General features: G+C 36.2%; 17 protein-coding genes. 7 read left to right on the top strand and 10 right to left on the bottom strand.

The window, feature by feature from the left end; all coding sequences use genetic code 11:
• Positions 1-9: 9 nt before the first annotated feature.
• Positions 10-1,416, bottom strand: coding sequence for a Fe-S cluster assembly protein SufB (gene sufB, locus DWZ38_RS07915; RefSeq protein ID WP_021926835.1), 1,407 nt, complete (start codon positions 1,414-1,416; stop codon positions 10-12).
• Complete coding sequence (gene sufC, locus DWZ38_RS07910; protein ID WP_117851451.1) at positions 1,413-2,180, bottom strand: Fe-S cluster assembly ATPase SufC; 768 nt, start codon at positions 2,178-2,180, stop codon at positions 1,413-1,415. The genes sufB and sufC overlap by 4 nt, the downstream gene beginning before the upstream one ends.
• 467 nt (positions 2,181-2,647) lie before the next feature.
• Here sufC and DWZ38_RS07905 point away from each other — a divergent pair, with 467 nt between their 5' ends.
• From DWZ38_RS07905 to DWZ38_RS07895, 3 genes are all read left to right on the top strand, one after another.
• Positions 2,648-3,865 carry a helix-turn-helix domain-containing protein gene (locus tag DWZ38_RS07905; protein ID WP_117851449.1) on the top strand — a complete coding sequence of 406 codons (1,218 nt, stop codon included), beginning with the start codon at positions 2,648-2,650 and terminating at the stop codon, positions 3,863-3,865.
• Positions 3,865-4,398: a hypothetical protein gene (locus DWZ38_RS07900; RefSeq protein ID WP_015526878.1), complete on the top strand. Its 534-nt coding sequence runs from the start codon at positions 3,865-3,867 to the stop codon at positions 4,396-4,398. The genes DWZ38_RS07905 and DWZ38_RS07900 overlap by 1 nt, the downstream gene beginning before the upstream one ends.
• A gap of 224 nt (positions 4,399-4,622) precedes the next feature.
• Positions 4,623-5,132, top strand: coding sequence for a hypothetical protein (locus DWZ38_RS07895; protein WP_139009993.1), 510 nt, complete (start codon positions 4,623-4,625; stop codon positions 5,130-5,132).
• A 240-nt stretch (positions 5,133-5,372) separates the two neighbouring features.
• On the opposite strand, the gene DWZ38_RS07890 is transcribed toward DWZ38_RS07895, so the two are convergent.
• The 8 genes from DWZ38_RS07890 to DWZ38_RS07860 all read right to left on the bottom strand — a co-directional run bounded on the left by DWZ38_RS07890 (position 5,373) and on the right by DWZ38_RS07860 (position 12,564).
• Positions 5,373-6,785 (bottom strand): radical SAM protein, encoded by a 1,413-nt coding sequence (locus tag DWZ38_RS07890; RefSeq protein ID WP_110925732.1) that lies wholly within the window; start codon positions 6,783-6,785, stop codon positions 5,373-5,375.
• Between the two features lie 3 nt (positions 6,786-6,788).
• Positions 6,789-7,199 carry a DUF1648 domain-containing protein gene (locus DWZ38_RS07885; protein ID WP_059085310.1) on the bottom strand — a complete coding sequence of 137 codons (411 nt, stop codon included), beginning with the start codon at positions 7,197-7,199 and terminating at the stop codon, positions 6,789-6,791.
• A 13-nt stretch (positions 7,200-7,212) separates the two neighbouring features.
• Positions 7,213-7,965: an ABC transporter permease gene (locus DWZ38_RS07880; protein ID WP_059085309.1), complete on the bottom strand. Its 753-nt coding sequence runs from the start codon at positions 7,963-7,965 to the stop codon at positions 7,213-7,215.
• A gap of 4 nt (positions 7,966-7,969) precedes the next feature.
• The gene (locus DWZ38_RS07875) at positions 7,970-8,653 is read right to left on the bottom strand and encodes an ATP-binding cassette domain-containing protein (protein ID WP_059085308.1); all 684 of its coding nucleotides are present in this window, start codon (positions 8,651-8,653) and stop codon (positions 7,970-7,972) included.
• A gap of 84 nt (positions 8,654-8,737) precedes the next feature.
• Positions 8,738-8,908 carry a hypothetical protein gene (locus DWZ38_RS22185; RefSeq protein ID WP_015526871.1) on the bottom strand — a complete coding sequence of 57 codons (171 nt, stop codon included), beginning with the start codon at positions 8,906-8,908 and terminating at the stop codon, positions 8,738-8,740.
• A 72-nt stretch (positions 8,909-8,980) separates the two neighbouring features.
• Positions 8,981-10,012, bottom strand: a complete 1,032-nt coding sequence (locus tag DWZ38_RS07870; protein WP_015526870.1) for a radical SAM protein — start codon at positions 10,010-10,012, stop codon at positions 8,981-8,983.
• 19 nt (positions 10,013-10,031) lie between these two features.
• A complete protein-coding gene (locus DWZ38_RS07865) occupies positions 10,032-10,901 on the bottom strand; it encodes a hypothetical protein (RefSeq protein ID WP_059085307.1) in 870 nt (289 codons plus the stop codon).
• A 43-nt stretch (positions 10,902-10,944) separates the two neighbouring features.
• On the bottom strand, positions 10,945-12,564 hold the full coding sequence (locus tag DWZ38_RS07860; RefSeq protein ID WP_059085306.1) for an ABC transporter ATP-binding protein: 1,620 nt from the start codon (positions 12,562-12,564) through the stop codon (positions 10,945-10,947).
• Between the two features lie 389 nt (positions 12,565-12,953).
• On the opposite strand from DWZ38_RS07860, the gene DWZ38_RS07855 reads away from it, so the two are divergent.
• From DWZ38_RS07855 to DWZ38_RS07840, 4 genes are all read left to right on the top strand, one after another.
• Positions 12,954-13,484 carry a DUF5697 family protein gene (locus tag DWZ38_RS07855; RefSeq protein ID WP_015526863.1) on the top strand — a complete coding sequence of 177 codons (531 nt, stop codon included), beginning with the start codon at positions 12,954-12,956 and terminating at the stop codon, positions 13,482-13,484.
• A gap of 7 nt (positions 13,485-13,491) precedes the next feature.
• On the top strand, positions 13,492-14,157 hold the full coding sequence (locus DWZ38_RS07850) for a DUF6100 family protein (protein WP_178105298.1): 666 nt from the start codon (positions 13,492-13,494) through the stop codon (positions 14,155-14,157).
• Between the two features lie 139 nt (positions 14,158-14,296).
• On the top strand, positions 14,297-15,403 hold the full coding sequence (locus tag DWZ38_RS07845; RefSeq protein ID WP_225084386.1) for a hypothetical protein: 1,107 nt from the start codon (positions 14,297-14,299) through the stop codon (positions 15,401-15,403).
• Positions 15,393-17,393 (top strand): VirD4-like conjugal transfer protein, CD1115 family, encoded by a 2,001-nt coding sequence (locus tag DWZ38_RS07840; RefSeq protein ID WP_015526861.1) that lies wholly within the window; start codon positions 15,393-15,395, stop codon positions 17,391-17,393. The genes DWZ38_RS07845 and DWZ38_RS07840 overlap by 11 nt, the downstream gene beginning before the upstream one ends.
• The last annotated feature ends 20 nt before the right edge of the window (positions 17,394-17,413 follow it).

Genomic DNA, 17,413 nt, shown 5'->3' with positions numbered 1-17,413 from the left:
CTTCCGCGATCAGCCAATACTGCCTTTCATCTCAAGGCGGATCAGATTGTTCATTTCCACTGCATATTCAAGAGGCAGTTCCTTGGATACATTGTCTGCAAATCCGCTTACGATCATGGCTCTTGCATCTTCCTCTGAAATTCCTCTGGACATCAGATAGAACACTGCATCGTCGCTGATCTTGCCGATCTTTGCCTCATGTCCCACATCTGCATCCTTTGTACGGATATCCATAGCCGGAATAGTATCTGAACGGGAAATATCATCCAGCATCAGGGACTGACAGGAGACAGCTGCTTTGCTGTGCTTTGCATTTTTTCCGATGGTTACAGAGCTTCTGAAGGTGCTGATTCCGCCGTCCTTGGAAATGGAACGGGTGTTGATGTAGGAGGAAGTGTTTTCTCCTGTGTGCACCACCTTGGCTCCGGTATCCAGATTCTGTCCTTTTCCTGCAAAGGTGATTCCGGTGAATTCCATGCGGGAATCTTTTCCCTTCAGAATGGTCATGGGATAAAGGTAGGAGGTATGGGAACCGAAGGATCCGGAAACCCACTCCATTACGCCGCCTTCTTCCACAATGGCTCGCTTGGTATTCAGGTTATACATATTCTTGGACCAGTTCTCAATGGTGGAATAGCGAAGTCTTGCATTTTTGCCTACAAAAAGCTCTACGCAGCCTGCATGAAGGTTTGCCACATTGTATTTCGGTGCGGAACAGCCCTCGATGAAATGAAGATCTGCTCCCTCATCTACAATGATCAGGGTATGCTCAAACTGTCCGGCTCCCGGTGCATTCAGACGGAAATAGGACTGCAGGGGAATTTCCACAGAAACGCCCGGCGGTACATAAACAAAGGATCCGCCTGACCAGACTGCGCCGTGAAGGGCGGCAAATTTGTGGTCATTTGGCTTTACCAGCTTCATAAAATGAGTACGGATCATATCTGCGTATTCCCCGTGCATAGCACTTTCCAGGTCTGTGTAAACAACTCCCTGGGCTGCTACCTCTGCTTTTACATTGTGGTATACCAGCTCGGAATCGTACTGGGCGCCAACGCCAGCTAAGGATTTACGCTCTGCCTGCGGAATTCCAAGACGCTCAAAGGTATCCTTGATGTCATCCGGAACCTCGGACCATTTGGCGCTCATCTTGGTGTTTGGACGCACATAGGTGACGATCTGATCCATGTTCAGCTCATCAATTGGCGGTCCCCAGTTGGGAATTTCCATGGAATTATAAATCTGCAATGACTGAAGCCGGAACAGCTGCATCCAGGCCGGGTCATTTTTTTCTTTTGAAATCTGTTCTACAATTGCCGGAGTCAGACCTTCTTTTACCTTATAGGCATCTTTTTCCTCGTTTCGGAAGTCGTACATGCTCCGGTCAATATCCTCTACATAGGTCTTTTCTTTCACGGTTCTTTCACCTCTTCTGCTTCTGATACGAAGCTTTCATAGCCTTCTTCATTGATTCGGTCTACCAAAGAGCCGTCGCCTGTGGCAACGATGTGACCGTTTACCATAACATGGGTGTAATCTACATGAAGAGATTCCAGAATTCTGGTACTGTGGGTGATGATCAGAAGGGCTCCGTCACGGTCCTTCTGGTATTCTTCCACACCTTTGGATACAAGACGGACAGCATCTACATCCAGACCGGAGTCTGTCTCATCCAAAATGGCGAGGTTTGGCTTTAACATCATCAGCTGAAGAATTTCTGCTTTCTTCTTTTCTCCGCCAGAGAAGCCTACATTCAGGCTGCGCTCTGCATAGGAAGGATCCATATCCAGAAATTTCAGATTTTTGTCCAGCTCTTTCTTGAAGTCCCACAGCTTGATATAGCCTCCTTTTTTCTGCTGGATCGCATTTCTGATAAAAGCAGATACGGTAAGTCCCGGCACCTCAAGAGGCTCCTGGAAGGACAAAAACATGCCGTCTTTGGCACGCTTATCTGCGCTTTCCTCTGTAACATCCTTTCCTTTAAAGAGAATGCTTCCTCCTGTAACCTGGTACTTGGGATTTCCCATAAGTACATAGCCCAGGGTAGACTTTCCAGCACCATTTGGTCCCATCAGTACATGGGTCTCTCCTTTATGGATCTGAAGATTTATATCATGAAGAATTTCTTTTTCTTCTACTCTTGCATTTAACTGTTTTATGTTAAGGATTGGTTCTGACATTGTTCTCCTCCTTTAATTCATAGTAAACCAATGGGTTTTATTTGTTTGCTATTATAAATCGGGTTTTTCAATTATGCAAGAGGGTTTGTGAAAAAATTGTTGAGAGATGCAGTTGTTGAGATTTTTTATCATTTATGGAAGGTGGAATAAGAAAATAACTGGAAATGACATGAAAAAAGCTCTTGATTCTTCATCAAGAGCTTTTAGAGGTGCCACCCAGATTTGAACTGGGGATAGAGGTGTTGCAGACCCCGAAAAAAATCCTTGGAACCCGCTAAAACTCTAAGGTTTTCCAAACTGTCCACCCTATATCCACCCTAATTTTCATGTTGCTTTCATGCCATATCAGGTATTTTACTGTGCCAAATCTATGCCACTTAGCACCCCTATGGGCATATTATATACATTTTAGTATCTTTCGTCTACAATTATTTTACTACAACTACAATATTATATGGAGGTTTATCGTGAATTATCAATTAGAATTAAAACAAATTGTGGATTTTCCACGCTGCCGGATTTACCGGGAATTTATACAAACCCTTATGAAAGACAGAAGCATCCGTACCAACGGAGGTTCCTGTCTTTTTTATTTTCTCATTTTATGTTCTTATGCAAATTACAGTTCCTCTTATCGGAACATCGAACACCTTACTTACAAAGTTGTTCCTGGAGAATGGATCTGTTCTCTTAAAGAACTACAGATTCACTTCCGCCAAAAATTCCAGCACCAGGTCATATCCATACTGGATACCCTGGTAGAGCAAAACCTTCTAACCTACTCACTACACGAAAAAAATAAGATTATCCAATACAAGATCAAAGACTGGCCAAAAGATAATACTGCCCTTTCCTATAATTACCCATGCAAAAAAGACATCGGGTTTTTCTTTTTTCCAATCGCAGATGTTCATAAACTAATCGGACTGGGAAAATGTTCGGAAATGGATGCTCTTTTGGATCTTTGGATTCATGCAGTCTATAATGATCCATCTGTGCAAGGCTCTGATGCCGGTCCGGTAGTATATTTTCGCAATCAGACTGGAAATCCCTTGTTCAGTTATCAGGAACTTGCCAGACGTTGGAAACAGTCGAAATCTTCTGTGTCCCGTCTGCTTAAAAAACTTGAAGATACCGACATGATCACACTGATTTCCTATTCCGGGAAACATGGCAGCATGGTATATCTACGTAATTATCTGTCCGTTATGTTTAATATCAGTGATGTCATGATTGATAAGGAGGAAATTGCCATGAAAATGCAACTGCCAATACATATACCCGAAGACACCTTGCCTGTTAAAAACAATTCTGAATGCGTTTCAGAATCTATTACTGACGAACAAATCATCGTTTCACAGGAAGGCTCCTGCGTTCCAGAATCACACATCAAAGCCATTGTTCGCAAAGTCGCTGAAATACTGGAAATACAAGGCATTTCTTGTTGTAGATGCCCCAAAACAAAGTATATATTATCTCCTTTATCAGCCTGCAAGGATAGTATATATCTATATTCACTACGTATTATCTGCCCCTGGGGGAAAGCCGCCTATCAGTTTGAGTTAAAACTAAAACCGGAAAATCCCGCCGTCACCAACGTCCCAGGGCATACTCCGCCTCTGCAGCATACCTTACCTGCCTTCGCTGAAATCCCAGAAGTTCTGTTGAAAGGAGGGGTTGTATAATGGCAAAGAAAAATCACCACCCTGTTTCTGCTGAAGTAGAAAATAATCCGCTGTACCATGATACCTATAAACTGCTCCGTTGTTACCGGGATTCTACTTATAGCCTGATGGTTGCTGTCCGGCAGGTGGAAATTCAATTCCAACTGGAATACAACACCAGTGTAGACGAATTTCTAGATTCCATCTATGCTGCAGGAGCAGATCTGGGAGACAGCCAGATTGAAGAATGGGCAAAAAGCATTGCCCGCAGTAACAAAATGATAAAGCTGCTTCTCTCTTCTGTGGATCTGCTCCGGAAAAATCATAAACATGGGGAAGAATATTACTGGATATTATATTACGCCTTTCTGTCTCCCCATGAACTGAAAAACACAGAGGAAATCCTGGAAGAGTTGGAAAAGCACGTTCCCAGTATCTCCTACCGGACGTACTACCGAAGGAGGCAGGCTGCTATTAACGCTCTTAGCAGCATACTATGGGGATTTTCTGCAAAGGGGACACTGGAAACTTTAAATAAGTTTTTCCCAAAATAAAATCGACATTTTCCATATAGGCACTCATTCTCTATATTAAAATGAGTGCCTATAAAAATTGATTTTCCCAATTGTACCTTTTACAGTAGTTATAAGTTTCCAAATACCACATCTTGTTCTATTTATATTTATTTGCTATAATATGATAGTTGAAAACCAATAATTTCTTTACGAAATAGGGGAGATTTCTCTAATTTTACCTATTATTTCAAATGACTAACGGAGTGAAAGAATTAGATATGCCTAAGGAATTTAAAAGTGTGGCAGAACAATTAAAAGCAATGTACAATGCATTGAAAAAATGGCCATTCATGATGGGGATAACCATTCTTATGTTTGTACTTCTGATTTCGTCAGAATACTTGACAGATAATGAGTTTATACTTTTTTTACAAATAATAGGGTTTGCTATAAGTTTTGCATTCATAGTAATGATTTTAATACTTGATAAACACGGAAAACAATATTTGAAGAAAATGAGTTTTTTTGCCAGCTTATGGTTTGCATCCTGTCTGGCTCTTGCAGATTTCAATCAACCCACTCTTAAATTAATCATCCAATTATATACTGCCTTTCTTTTCATTTTTGATGCTTGTATTATTCCCGATTTTCTCTCAAGCATTGATCCTCAGAAAAACAAGAATGAGTGTGTTTCTAATGAGCTAAAAGAAAAAATTGAGAAATTAGAAAAAGAAATTGAAGAACTCAAAAAGTTCGAGAAAAAGACAGACTAATAACTTCTTGAGTGAGTTCTACTAAATAATTACAAAACTATAACATCGAGAATACTTGGAAACTTATTTCTCTCTAAATGTGCTTTAAGATGATTAACTCTTCATCTTATCATTTTTAGTAATTAAACATGTTAAAACGTTTCCCCCTCCATTGCAAGAACATAGAGTTCCTTGAATATTTCTATTCTTAAGAATTCTATGTTCTTGAATAAATAAAAGCTTAATATAAAAAATTTCACCTTATTCGCTGCATGCTGATGGTTCTATATAATCTTCCTCATTTCCTATCCTTCTTCTATATGCTACAGTTCCTCCTTGTCTTTGCATTGCCCCTATTCGCTTCTCAACCTGTATAATATCCTCCATGCTAATTAGCGGATGTGTTGTAAAGAAATAATCACTGTTGGCATACCATAATAAATTATCAAACATATCTTCTTCAATATGTATATTAAAATCTTCCTTTTCCCACCATAAATCTGAAGGCAACAATAATAACCAATTCAAATTACACACTATTTTATATTTTGTACATATTAATTCAATCGTATCTAGTGTTTTATTGATCATTTCCATTGTTTCCCATGGAAATCCTATAATAAAGGAAAGAAAACAATGCTTATCAAATTGATACTGTTTTAAAATTTCTAAAGCACTAAAAAGTTGCTCTACCGTTAACCCCTTTCTTATTTTTTTCAATCCTTCATTATACCCACATTCTACACCTATTTGCATAGATGAAACCATTTGCAGTGGTATATTCTGTAATATTTGATTCTTTAATATATCAGTAACTCTTGCTTCGATAAATACCTTTTCGGTATAACCATACAAACGATGCAACTTTTTAAAAACATTAATAGCTCTTTCTCCATTTGCCGTAAAACAATCATCTACGAATAGTAATCTAGTCCCTCTATTTATGTTATCTTTAAACTGCAGTGCATGCTTAACACGTTTAATTACATGCTCAACAGATAAACCTCTCCAGTTTCTCCTATGGGGTATGGAACAAAAAGCGCAACTAAAACGACACCCTCTAGAAGTTTCTACCGGCAACTGTGTATATGGATTGGATGAAGGTAATAATTCATATGCTGGATACGGTGTATTTTCCATTTCTTCGACTGTTAGTTCTATTTCATCTTCATTTCGTAACACATTACCATTCAGTTTATAAGTAATACCTTTAACACCCTCTAATGTCATATTATACTCAAGAGCATTGCATAAATTCACAATAATCTTTTCACCCTCACCACGCATAACTATATGGGCATCTGATGATTCTAAAACATGTTTATCAAATATTGATGGGTGCAACCCACCCAATGCTATTTTAACGTCTGGAAAATTATCCGCTATTCGTTGGATAATAACCTTTGTATTAGACCAATTAAAAGAATTGACTGAAAACGCAATCAACTGTATATCTTTACTAGAAATTTTTTTCATTATATACTGAGCGCATAATTCCTCTATATCCCCCTTGTGTTCATACTGGATAAATTCGCAAGGATCAATTATGCTTACTTCATGTTTATTTTTCATTAATATAGAAGCCAAAAGATAAATTGCCATCGGTGCTAATTCCAAAGGTTCAAATTGATTTTTACTTATCTTTTGTGGTAACGCAACTATTAAAACTTTCATAAATTATCTCCTTTTTAATATCTTTATTCCTACAGCAGCCCCAATAACTATTTCTGCAAGTATTATCGAACTAATAGTTAAACGGACTCCATAAACATACGCAATAACATACAATTCACATGTCAAAAAAACTATATTAAAATACATGTTCAAATACGAAATAAATTTCTCATTTTCTCTTTGGAAATATTTATATACAACAAACCTAAATATTTTTTTTCCTATGCTGAGGGTAAGCACAGAGATGATTGGCATAATAAAAATATATGTCTTACTAACTATATTACTGGGTTCTGCTGCACTCCACTGAATTGATATTTTATTAGGAACCAAAAAGAAAAATATTATACTAACAAGTATACAAACTATCGTTACAATAATAGATACTACTGTAAACTTATCCTTCCTTTTCATATAATTACCCCTTTCACTTCAAATCACGTCTTTTAAATATTATATACGATAAACTCAATGTAGAAATACTCCACACTACTACAATTATCAATATTTTAGCAATAAAGTTAATATCAATATCTTGTTTTACCCAAACATCTAAATAACCTATAGGTGTAACTTCTAAAATTCTCTTAATAAGATTTATTTTTTCTCCTAATGATTGTAATATAGGAAAACCAATCCCTATTACCAATACATTAAATAACAGTCCAGCTTTGGATCCCTCCATTATAAATTCCACTCCAAAACACATAAGAAATATAGTAATTTCCAATAGAATAGTAACCAATAGTTTTAAAAATATCATTCCAAATGAAAAAGTATCATTCGTCCATCCATAAAGCATGGTTGTTACACATGTTAATACCATTGGATATAAAAAAGATAAAATAACACTATAAAAAATATTAACTATCCCTTTACTGACAAAAATTATTTTTCTATTATTGCCAAAAGATGCACTTAATTGTAATGTTCTGTTTTGAAACTCGCTACCTAAATTAACATCCAAAAATATAGAACACAAGATTATTGCAACACTAATATTACTCATACCACTTTTTAGTGCATTTTCCCCTGACAACTCCTTTATCTTTCCCGCCATATACATAGAATGATTCATATAAACTGTAATTACTCCTAATACTAATGCTCCCACACAGAGTATAGTAAAAATTTTTGTGTGGCGTGTTTTATATTGCTCGCTTCTGATAGCATCTAACATATACTCATTCCTCCAATATATCTAAATATATTTCTTCTGGCATCTTATCCGGATATTTATGAACAATTTCCTCATACGTAAAATTCTTCTTAATAGTCCCTTGGGATATAAAAATATAATCTGTGGCTACCCTAAATAATTCATCTAATATGTGGCTTGAAATTAAAATTGTAATACCTTTTTCTCTTAAATCACTTAAAAGTTTTCGTATCTGAATAGTACTTTTAGGATCTAACCCATTTAATGGCTCATCTAATACCAATAATTGTGGTTTCCCAATTAAAGCAAGGATAATACCTAATTTTTGCTTCATGCCTAGTGAATAATTTTTTACTTTTTTATGATTTTCCCAAATTCCAAATTTCATTGCAAGCTCCACAATTTCTTTTTCTATCAAAGTGCTTCTCATCAAACTTATAATTTTTATATTTTCTTTTGCCGTAAGCCCCGGATAAAACGCTGGTTTTTCTATCAAAGCACCTATATTTTTGCTTTTTAACTCCATTTTTCCATTATCAGATCCAATAAGTCCCGATATAATTCTCATGAGAGTTGTTTTTCCAGCACCATTCTCTCCAATCAGTGCATAAATATGGCCTGTATATATTGATAAATTTATATTATCTAAAGCTTTTGTTTTACTATACTTTTTTTCGATTCTTTCACATTTTAAAATAATATCTTCCACTATTAGAATGCTCCTTTAAATAATTTAAGAGAGGATTTTAGTATTTAAAAATACTAAAATCCTCAATGCTACCATAGTTTAGGCTTAAATATTAATTGTAATGATAACCGTATCTCCAGCTACAGCTCCGTTAACATAGGTAACATAATATGTTTCCCATACCCATTCTGTACCATAAGTTGAAACTCCACTACTGTCATCACCATCCAAACCTTCCACTACCGGTGGCTGATATCCATTCATATCCTCGCCCATACGGTTTCCTCCTTTCATAAATATTTGTTTTATCAAAATACTCACGTATGATAAAACACTCTATCATATATCTCAATTATTGGGTAAAAGACTCAAATCATCCAAATCCTTTTCTAACATATCAATGTAAATATCATCCATGAACGTAGCAGGAAATTTTTCTGTGATTCTCCCCATGTCTCCAACTGATTTAATAAATGCTGCCATATAACAAGGAATCTTTTTCTTCCATAATTCATATAAACCACCATTCCAGTACTCTTCAATACTATGATTTCTGATGTTTCCAACAACTAATGGCAGGTAAGGGCTTGTAACAATATCTCCATTTGCACGAATACTTATATAATACATCGGTAGTTCTGTATGTTCCGGAAAACGTATTAAATGATCAACAGGATCTCCCCATACAATTTTAATACTTGGGTTACGTGCATTAATCGTATTAATTGTGTTTACCAATTTTCTATATTGAATATCTGTAGGACAAATATTCTCTAAATTTTTATTCCCACGTCCTAATGGCATAAGTGGCTGTACACGTAACTCAATTTTATTATTAAAAGACATTGACTCTAATTTTGTATGTAATTCTTCCAACTCCTCTATGTTAAATGATGTTGGTGTAAATGCAATCGACATTTCCATATCATACTTTCTAACAATATCTATGGCTCTAAACACGCTGTCATAAACGCCTGTCTTATTTCTTAATTTATCATGGCTCTCCGCTTTAGCACCATCTACGCTAAACTGTATGCTATTCAATCCCGAATGATATAAATCTCGTATAACACTTTCTGATGCCAAAATGCCATTGGTTACTATTGCTGTCCTGACTCCGCAATTACTTAACATTTTTATACATTTGCAGATAAGTTCTTTTCTCAATAATGTTTCTCCGCCACAAAAACAAAAATTCAACAATTTCATAGGCAAAATATCTTTAACAAATTTAATCACCTCATCATCAGATAATTCATGTTCCATTACTCTGTTTTCACCACTTGCATTGTAACAATGCAAACATCTTAAATTACATTTGTTTGTTATATCTAAAGCTAACTGATATGGTCCTACTGTAAAGTCTATATTTCTATTCATATATATACCTCTCTAATGCTCATACTGTCCAATCATAAATAATTAAGTCATTTCCTTTTCCATACTCATCCATTAACTGTGAAACCTTTTTAAACCCACAATTAAACAACTGCTTTTCCAACATTTCTAAATCTGAACCTATCGTTTTAATTCTCAACTTAGAAATATTAAATGGATACAAACTCTTCAATAGTTGTTCACACCCTATAAGTACTTGTTCCAATATTTCTTCTGGAACTAATAATGTTGTAATTTCTAATATATCCGTTTCTGGGTGATTATTGGATATAGATGTTATTCCCATTACATTTCCTTCTCTATCTTTTAACACAAAAAAATCCTCTTTATAATAAAACATCTTGCTCCTTAGTACAGTTTCTTTTTGGTAATCACTCAATCCTTTATTCCTATTTGCTGGGCAATTATGATATGTATATTCTGTATTATCTGCATACATTTTATATGCAGCAAATATTTCCCTAATGTCATCTTCAGTTGCCCAAATCAAATCATATTTTTCATTTAATTTTATAGTTCCGTTTACCATAAATGGTGATCCTCCCTTTCCCCATGACAAAGCCCATAATTTATCAAATGCAAACAATGTAACCACAACATCTTTAAGAAAATCAGCCGTAGGATTCATATATGAATATCTTGTTGCAAAATCTTCTTTGATTTGTTCTACTATCCTTTCTCCATTGCATAGCTTAAGTATTTCCCATGCTTCTCCATTCATAACCATTTCTTGAGTCTTTCCGTTTACAATAGCAAAACTTTTTTTATTACCTTTTTCATGTCGGAAATAAAATATTCTTTCTTCCTCAAATTTAGGAATACTCTTTAATAGTTTTTCCTTATTAGTTAAACTTATATTATCGTAAAACATATACTTACCTCCTTTGATATTAACTACTGAGTTCTCCTTTCTTTTATTTTAGATAAATAGTTTTTATATCAGAAAATCTTTCAAAAAGATTTCTTTCATGAGTTACTATAAAAATTATCCTTTCCCTTCCTAACTCCCAAAGAATCTCTGATAATATTTCCTTTGTTTTCATATCTAAATCAGATGTTGGTTCATCCAAAATCATAATATCTGTATTTTTTAATAATACTGGTAACAGTTGAATTCTTTGCATTTCCCCACCCGATAATTCATGAAATGCTCTATCTAAATAATGCAAAATATTAAATTGATTCGTCAAATATATATTTTCTAAATGATACTGTTTTATCAATATTTCAAGAGCACCTATATCAAAACGTTCTGCTAACATCTCTTTTACCGTTATATCCATTTCATTTTGATTTTGTATATATATAGATATTTTATTTTTTCTCAAGGATTCAATTTCTACTTCTGAAATAGGAATATTATTAAACTCAATGTTTCCCTTCTTTTTAGTGTGTAATAAACCACACAAAAGATATAAAAGGGTTGATTTTCCGCTACCATTCGCTCCCATGATCAGATTAATTCCTTCCATAAATTCTTCATTATAATTTGTTAAAATTTTTTTATTATCATAACTGAATTCTAATCTACTAATTTTAACTCTATTAATCTTTTGATTAACTATTTTTGTTCCGTACTGCTCCTTCTCCAAATTTTTTATTTTTGTAATCCAATCAAAAGAATTTTTTGCATCTTGGTATACTTGCCCAAAGGAAAAGAAAAATTTAATACTCTGTATCAGCATTCCAAAATATGATGAAATTATCAAAAACTCTCCTAATGTTAAGTTTCCAGAAATCATCTCAATACCACCAACTATTAATGCTGTTGATTTAAAAACAAGCGTAATGATACTCTCTAAAGAATTGTAAAAATATGAAAGCTTAGTATACTTCATGAATTCTTCTAAATATTTCCCAAACTCTCTTCTTCTTTTGTTTTCCTTATTTTTATAATCAGCCCATAACTTTATTTTTTTTATAAATTCAAATTGTTCATTAATATGCTTGTAATATGCAGACTGTTCTTCTTTATATCTAGTACTTTGCTCATACAACGGTTTTTTTAAATAATAATAACTAAGTATGTAAGCTGGAACTATGAACATTATAAGTAAAAATATTTTTTTATTTATTTTTCCAATTGCTATTATTACCCCAATTATAGTTAAACTCTGAAATACACTACTTATAATATTATCAAAAACAAAAGACCATATTTTATTTGCATCAATATTGATCTTTTGATGTAAATAAGATGGATTAAATTTACTACTTTCGCTATAGTCGGAATATTGTACACACCTTATAATTTCATTCATTGTTTTAAATACAAGTTGGGACTGAACTTTAGTTTTATAAATATTAAAACAATATGTCAACATTGTAGTTATCACCCCTAGCCCCACTATTAAACAACCAAATTTAATTATTTTTTCTTTACTTGGTGTATATATCACTATATTAAAGTAAAAACCGTTCAAATACGGAACAACTAATGCTAATACAAAAGTCAGGAAATTCCCCATAATTATAAAAATTAAAAGCCTTTTATTTTCACAAAAATTTTTATACACAAACCGTAATAGTTCCATAAATACCTCTTTATCAAAATTTCATATATCATTTCATTATAAATTTTTGTTTTTCCCACATTACCATAGTTCCTATATACTTCCCATATTTTTTGTTTAAAATGCACTTTTTTTTTTCTATTTGGCACATTTACTTCTTATATTTTACTTCAACTTGGCACACTTCTGCGATTGAAGGGTTATCTTACCCATGTTACAATTGATATTGCTTATAGTATTCCTATTTTTTACCGGCACCTTAATTGGTGCTTTTTTTGTACCCGTAAACCTTTCGCTGACAGTAGCCAATACTTACACAGTACGTACAGCGTACTTCCCCTAAAATAAAACGTATTCTGTGCGTACAGTGTAAGTAAAACTTCCTATTTATATAATGAAGGGAGATTACCATGAAAACAAGAAATGAAATCTATCAAGGGGAAGGTGCCCAACTGCTCCGGTTCATTACAACTTACCATTCGCTGCAATATGAACAGGTCTTACGGCTCTTTTCCAAAAACAGAGAGTCTATCAAATCTCTGATCACAAGTCTGGTAAAACAAAAACGCATTATCTATGATAAGGAGAACGGGCTTCTCTGCGACAGCCAGGAATCTGCAAACAATCCTGATTATGGCATGATTGCATCCTTTTGGGTGCTTTTGGACTTCAAAACAGCCATTATGTACCATACTGACGGTGAATTTCCTGTAAAACTGAACTTTTTCTCTAAAGATGAGTGGTATGAAGTCCTCTATGTCCCCCAGGAACAAGAATATCTTATCAATCATGTCATGGAAAGCCAGACAAAAAGCGATGCTAAACGGCTGGTAGTATTAGAAACGGAAGAACAGGCTGCAAAAATTCATATCACAGGCGTGATTGCCTTTTGCCTTGTAGACTCCTCTACCGGATCTGTCAGCTATTATGCAAAGAAATGAGGTATGTATGAACACCAAAACTGTTTTTGACCGTTTACAGAGCATTGATGATGAAGTCCAAAAACTTCACAACACTATTTTTGCATTGAAAACAACAGATATTCAAGCGTATGCCGACAAATACGAAGAGCTGAGTATCAGTGCTGCCCTACGTTCTGAAAGGATTGCCTGCCAGCTCAGAAATCTGGTATATACCACAACTGATACTGGAAAGAAAGACTATCTGAAACAGGCTGCGGATGTGCAGGGAATCAAAATCTCTTTTTCAAATCGTGTTCTTTCCATTACCATGCCAGGGCTACTGCCCAAACGTAAATTGCGAACCAACACCGCTTTTCTACATGAGCCATTAAACCTTGCCTTGCAGACTTATGTGACAGAACATTCTATTCCGTTATATAAAAGATGTGTGGTCTGTTTCAGTCAAATTTATGACCAGAGCCTTTCTTTACAACGAATACGTGATTACGATAATTTGGAGTTCAAACAGATTTTAGATACTATCGCTTCCTATGTTCTGGTTGATGATACGGGACTCTTTTGCGACTCCTATCACACTACAGAACTGGGGAATTACGATCACACCGTTATCTTTGTAATGGAACCGGAAATCTTTCCTGGCTGGCTGAAAAATAGAAAATCGTCTATCAAAACCATATCGGAAATTTCCTGATATTTTTCTTTCTTTTTCCGATATAGGTAATTTTTCTGCAAAGAAGCCATATTCTTTGCATTTTTTATGCTTAATACCGCCCTTACTTTACCCAAGTATAGGCTGTCATAGGTAAAAATCGAACTGAGGTGATGCTTATTTGATAAAAACCGATTCTATAAAATATCAGCTTTTGGAAATGGTTGGACTATGTGGGGAATTCCCTTCCGGACAGCTTAACAGATTGATTGAGAGTGATTCCTATGCAGAGAAGGTGGTTACAGATTTAAAGCAGAGTAAGCTTATAAGAACACACTATAAAGATGGCCTACGAGGTTATCGCCTTACCAAACGGGCAAAAGAACTGCTGCTTTCGCAAAATTCCTGTCGTTTTCAAAACTATTTAACCGGAAATGCAGAAACCAACCTCATACGTAGCGAATTACCAAGACGGCTGCGACTTCATCAAAAAGCAGAAACCTATTTGACGCTTTCCCATGCTGGAATCCCATTCTTTCCAGATGAAAAGCCCCTGCTTTTTTCTGAATCCGGCGAAGCGGCTACGTTTCCTATGCGAAGCCTTCCTCTGTTTTACTCTTCCAGGGAAATAAAAAATCTTAGAGCATCCACTACTAAAATCAAAAATTCCCGTAGTATGGGAATCCTGATGGCTCCTCACTGTGTCTATGCTGTTTATAATACCGGAAATACACTTCTAAAATGGGAATACAAAACGGAAGTCCGACTCAATGCTTTTTTGCAGCACTATCTTCAAGGACTTCCTTACCATGGCCCGCCTACCGTTTATGCCATCATGACCGGCAGTGATATGGATATGGCTTTCCGTCTCCTTACCAGTACCGGGGGATACAAAAAAACACTGTTCATGCTGGATACTGCGTATGAACACTTCTATTTCCTGCCCAATAACAGCTACGGAGAATACCTGCTCCGTTTATTGGTACAACCCCAGCGTATGATGCAGCTTAATCAGTTACTACTGTCCGACTGTTTTCCCCAGCGTGAGGATCTGCCAATTGAACATGATGGAATAGACAGCCAGGAAAACCCTATTTTGCTTGCGTATGATTTTGACATGCAGCGTATCAACCGCTTCAATACTGGATTAAATGTATATGGGCTATCCGGGAACCTGATTTGCTTTGACTTTCAGCTTCCCTGCCTGAAAAAATACCTGACTGCAGATATACACTTCTCCAGCATTGATTTTCAAAAGTTTAAAAGGAGGTTTTTCAATGAACCGTAAATGGTGGAAGTTCCTGTTTTTGCTTCCCATAAGCGTCTGCACTCTGTATGCCGGAGGATACGCAGCACAATTTATTAAAAACTATCAGGAATGGACTTCTGCCGGAAACTTTGCCGGCAACGGAACCTATCCGCAAGCAGCTTCTTTACACCCATTGGTATGCTTTCATACTGCCCTTACCGATTTCCCATACAATTTGTATGGGATTTTTCTTTGCCTGGTTCTCTTTGGGCTTCTTACTTTTTTACTTATGCGTATGGGATATGACAGAAACGGGGAGATTAGTGACCATGACCGGAACTTAAATTACTCTACAAAAGGAACCTACGGTACATCCGGATTCATGACTCCAGATGAAATGATGAAAGTTTTGGAACTGACCGGAGATGTAAAGAAAAATAAAGGAACCATTTTAGGAAAATTGAATGGCAAAGCCGTATGTCTTCCATATCAAACACGAATGAATAAAAATATCGCCGTGTATGGTGCCAGTGGTTCCATGAAATCCAGGGCATTTGCCAGGAATATGATTTTCCAGTGTGTCGCCAGAGGGCAGGAAGGCAATTCCGGGGAAAGTTTAATCATTACCGATCCCAAAAGCGAACTCTATGAAAGCATGTCTGCTTATTTGGAAAACGAAGGCTATGTAGTAAAAGCATTTAATCTGGTCAATCCGGAAAACTCGGATAGTTGGAATTGTCTGGGTGAAATCAATGGACAGGAAACGATGGCTCAGGTATTTGCAGATGTCATTATCCAGAATACAGGTTCCGGAAAAGGAGATCATTTCTGGGATAATGCGGAGATGAACCTGCTAAAAGCCCTGGTTCTCTATGTGGATCAGGGATTTCCGCCGGAAGCCAGAAATATCGGACAGGTTTATAAGCTCCTGACCATGAGTTCCGAAAAGGAGCTGAACAGTCTTTTTGATCTGCTCCCAGTGTCCCATCCAGCAAAAGTTCCTTACTGCATCTACAAACAAGCCAGTGATACCGTGCGAAGCGGAGTTATTATCGGATTGGGTGCCAGACTTCAGGTATTTCAGAATAAACTCATTCGGCAGATTACCTCTTATGATGAGATTGATCTGACACTTCCAGGGAAACAGAAATGTGCTTACTTTTGCATTACCTCAGACCAGGACAGCACCTTCGATTTTTTATCTTCCCTGTTTATGACCTTCATCTTCATCAAACTGGTCCGATATGCAGATAAATATGGAGAAGAAGGAAAACTTCCTGTTGCTGTACATATACTGGCTGATGAGCTTGCTAACACCGGAGCTATCCTGGAATTGAATAAGAAAATCAGTGTAATCCGAAGCCGGAATCTCAGCATTTCCTGCATCTTTCAGAATTTGCCCCAGATGCAGAACCGCTATCCTTATAACCAATGGCAGGAAATTATCGGCAACTGTGACACCCAGCTCTTTTTGGGCTGCACAGATGAAGTTACTGCTACCTTTATCAGTAACCGCAGCGGCGATGTAACCGTAGGGGTAAGCAGCGAAGCCAAGCAGCTCAATAGCTGGCGGGTATCCGACTATACACCAGAATACCGGCAGACAAAATCTATCGGCAAGCGGAAACTCTTAACACCAGATGAAATCTTGCGGCTCCCGCTTGATACTGCTTTGGTTATCCTACGTGGGCAAAAAGTCCTAAAAGTAGAAAAGTACGATTATACCCTGCATCCAGACGCCAAAAAGCTGATACCAAGAAAAGCATCGGAACACATACCTGAATGGCGCAAAAATGGTTCCTCGGAAGAAACAGATTATCGACCACAGCCCTCATCCGGATCATCCAAAAGGAAACGCCGTTCATCTTCTGCGTCAATAGCAAAACAGAAACCACATTTTACATCCGACCCCGTTTATCAGGAACCTACTCCCGATGATTTTATGGAGGATTTCCTTCAGGAAAATTTTATAGAAGATTCCCCCGACTCTGGCATGGTTCCTTTAGATAAAGATTCCATCATGTCATAACACATTTTGAAAGGAGATCA

The sequence above is a fragment of the Ruminococcus sp. AF31-8BH genome, from assembly GCF_003460605.1.
GTDB classification, from domain to species: domain Bacteria; phylum Bacillota; class Clostridia; order Lachnospirales; family Lachnospiraceae; genus Blautia_A; species Blautia_A acetigignens.
The sequence above is the reverse complement of the archived record's forward strand: the minus strand, read 5'-3'. Positions and strand labels throughout refer to the sequence as shown.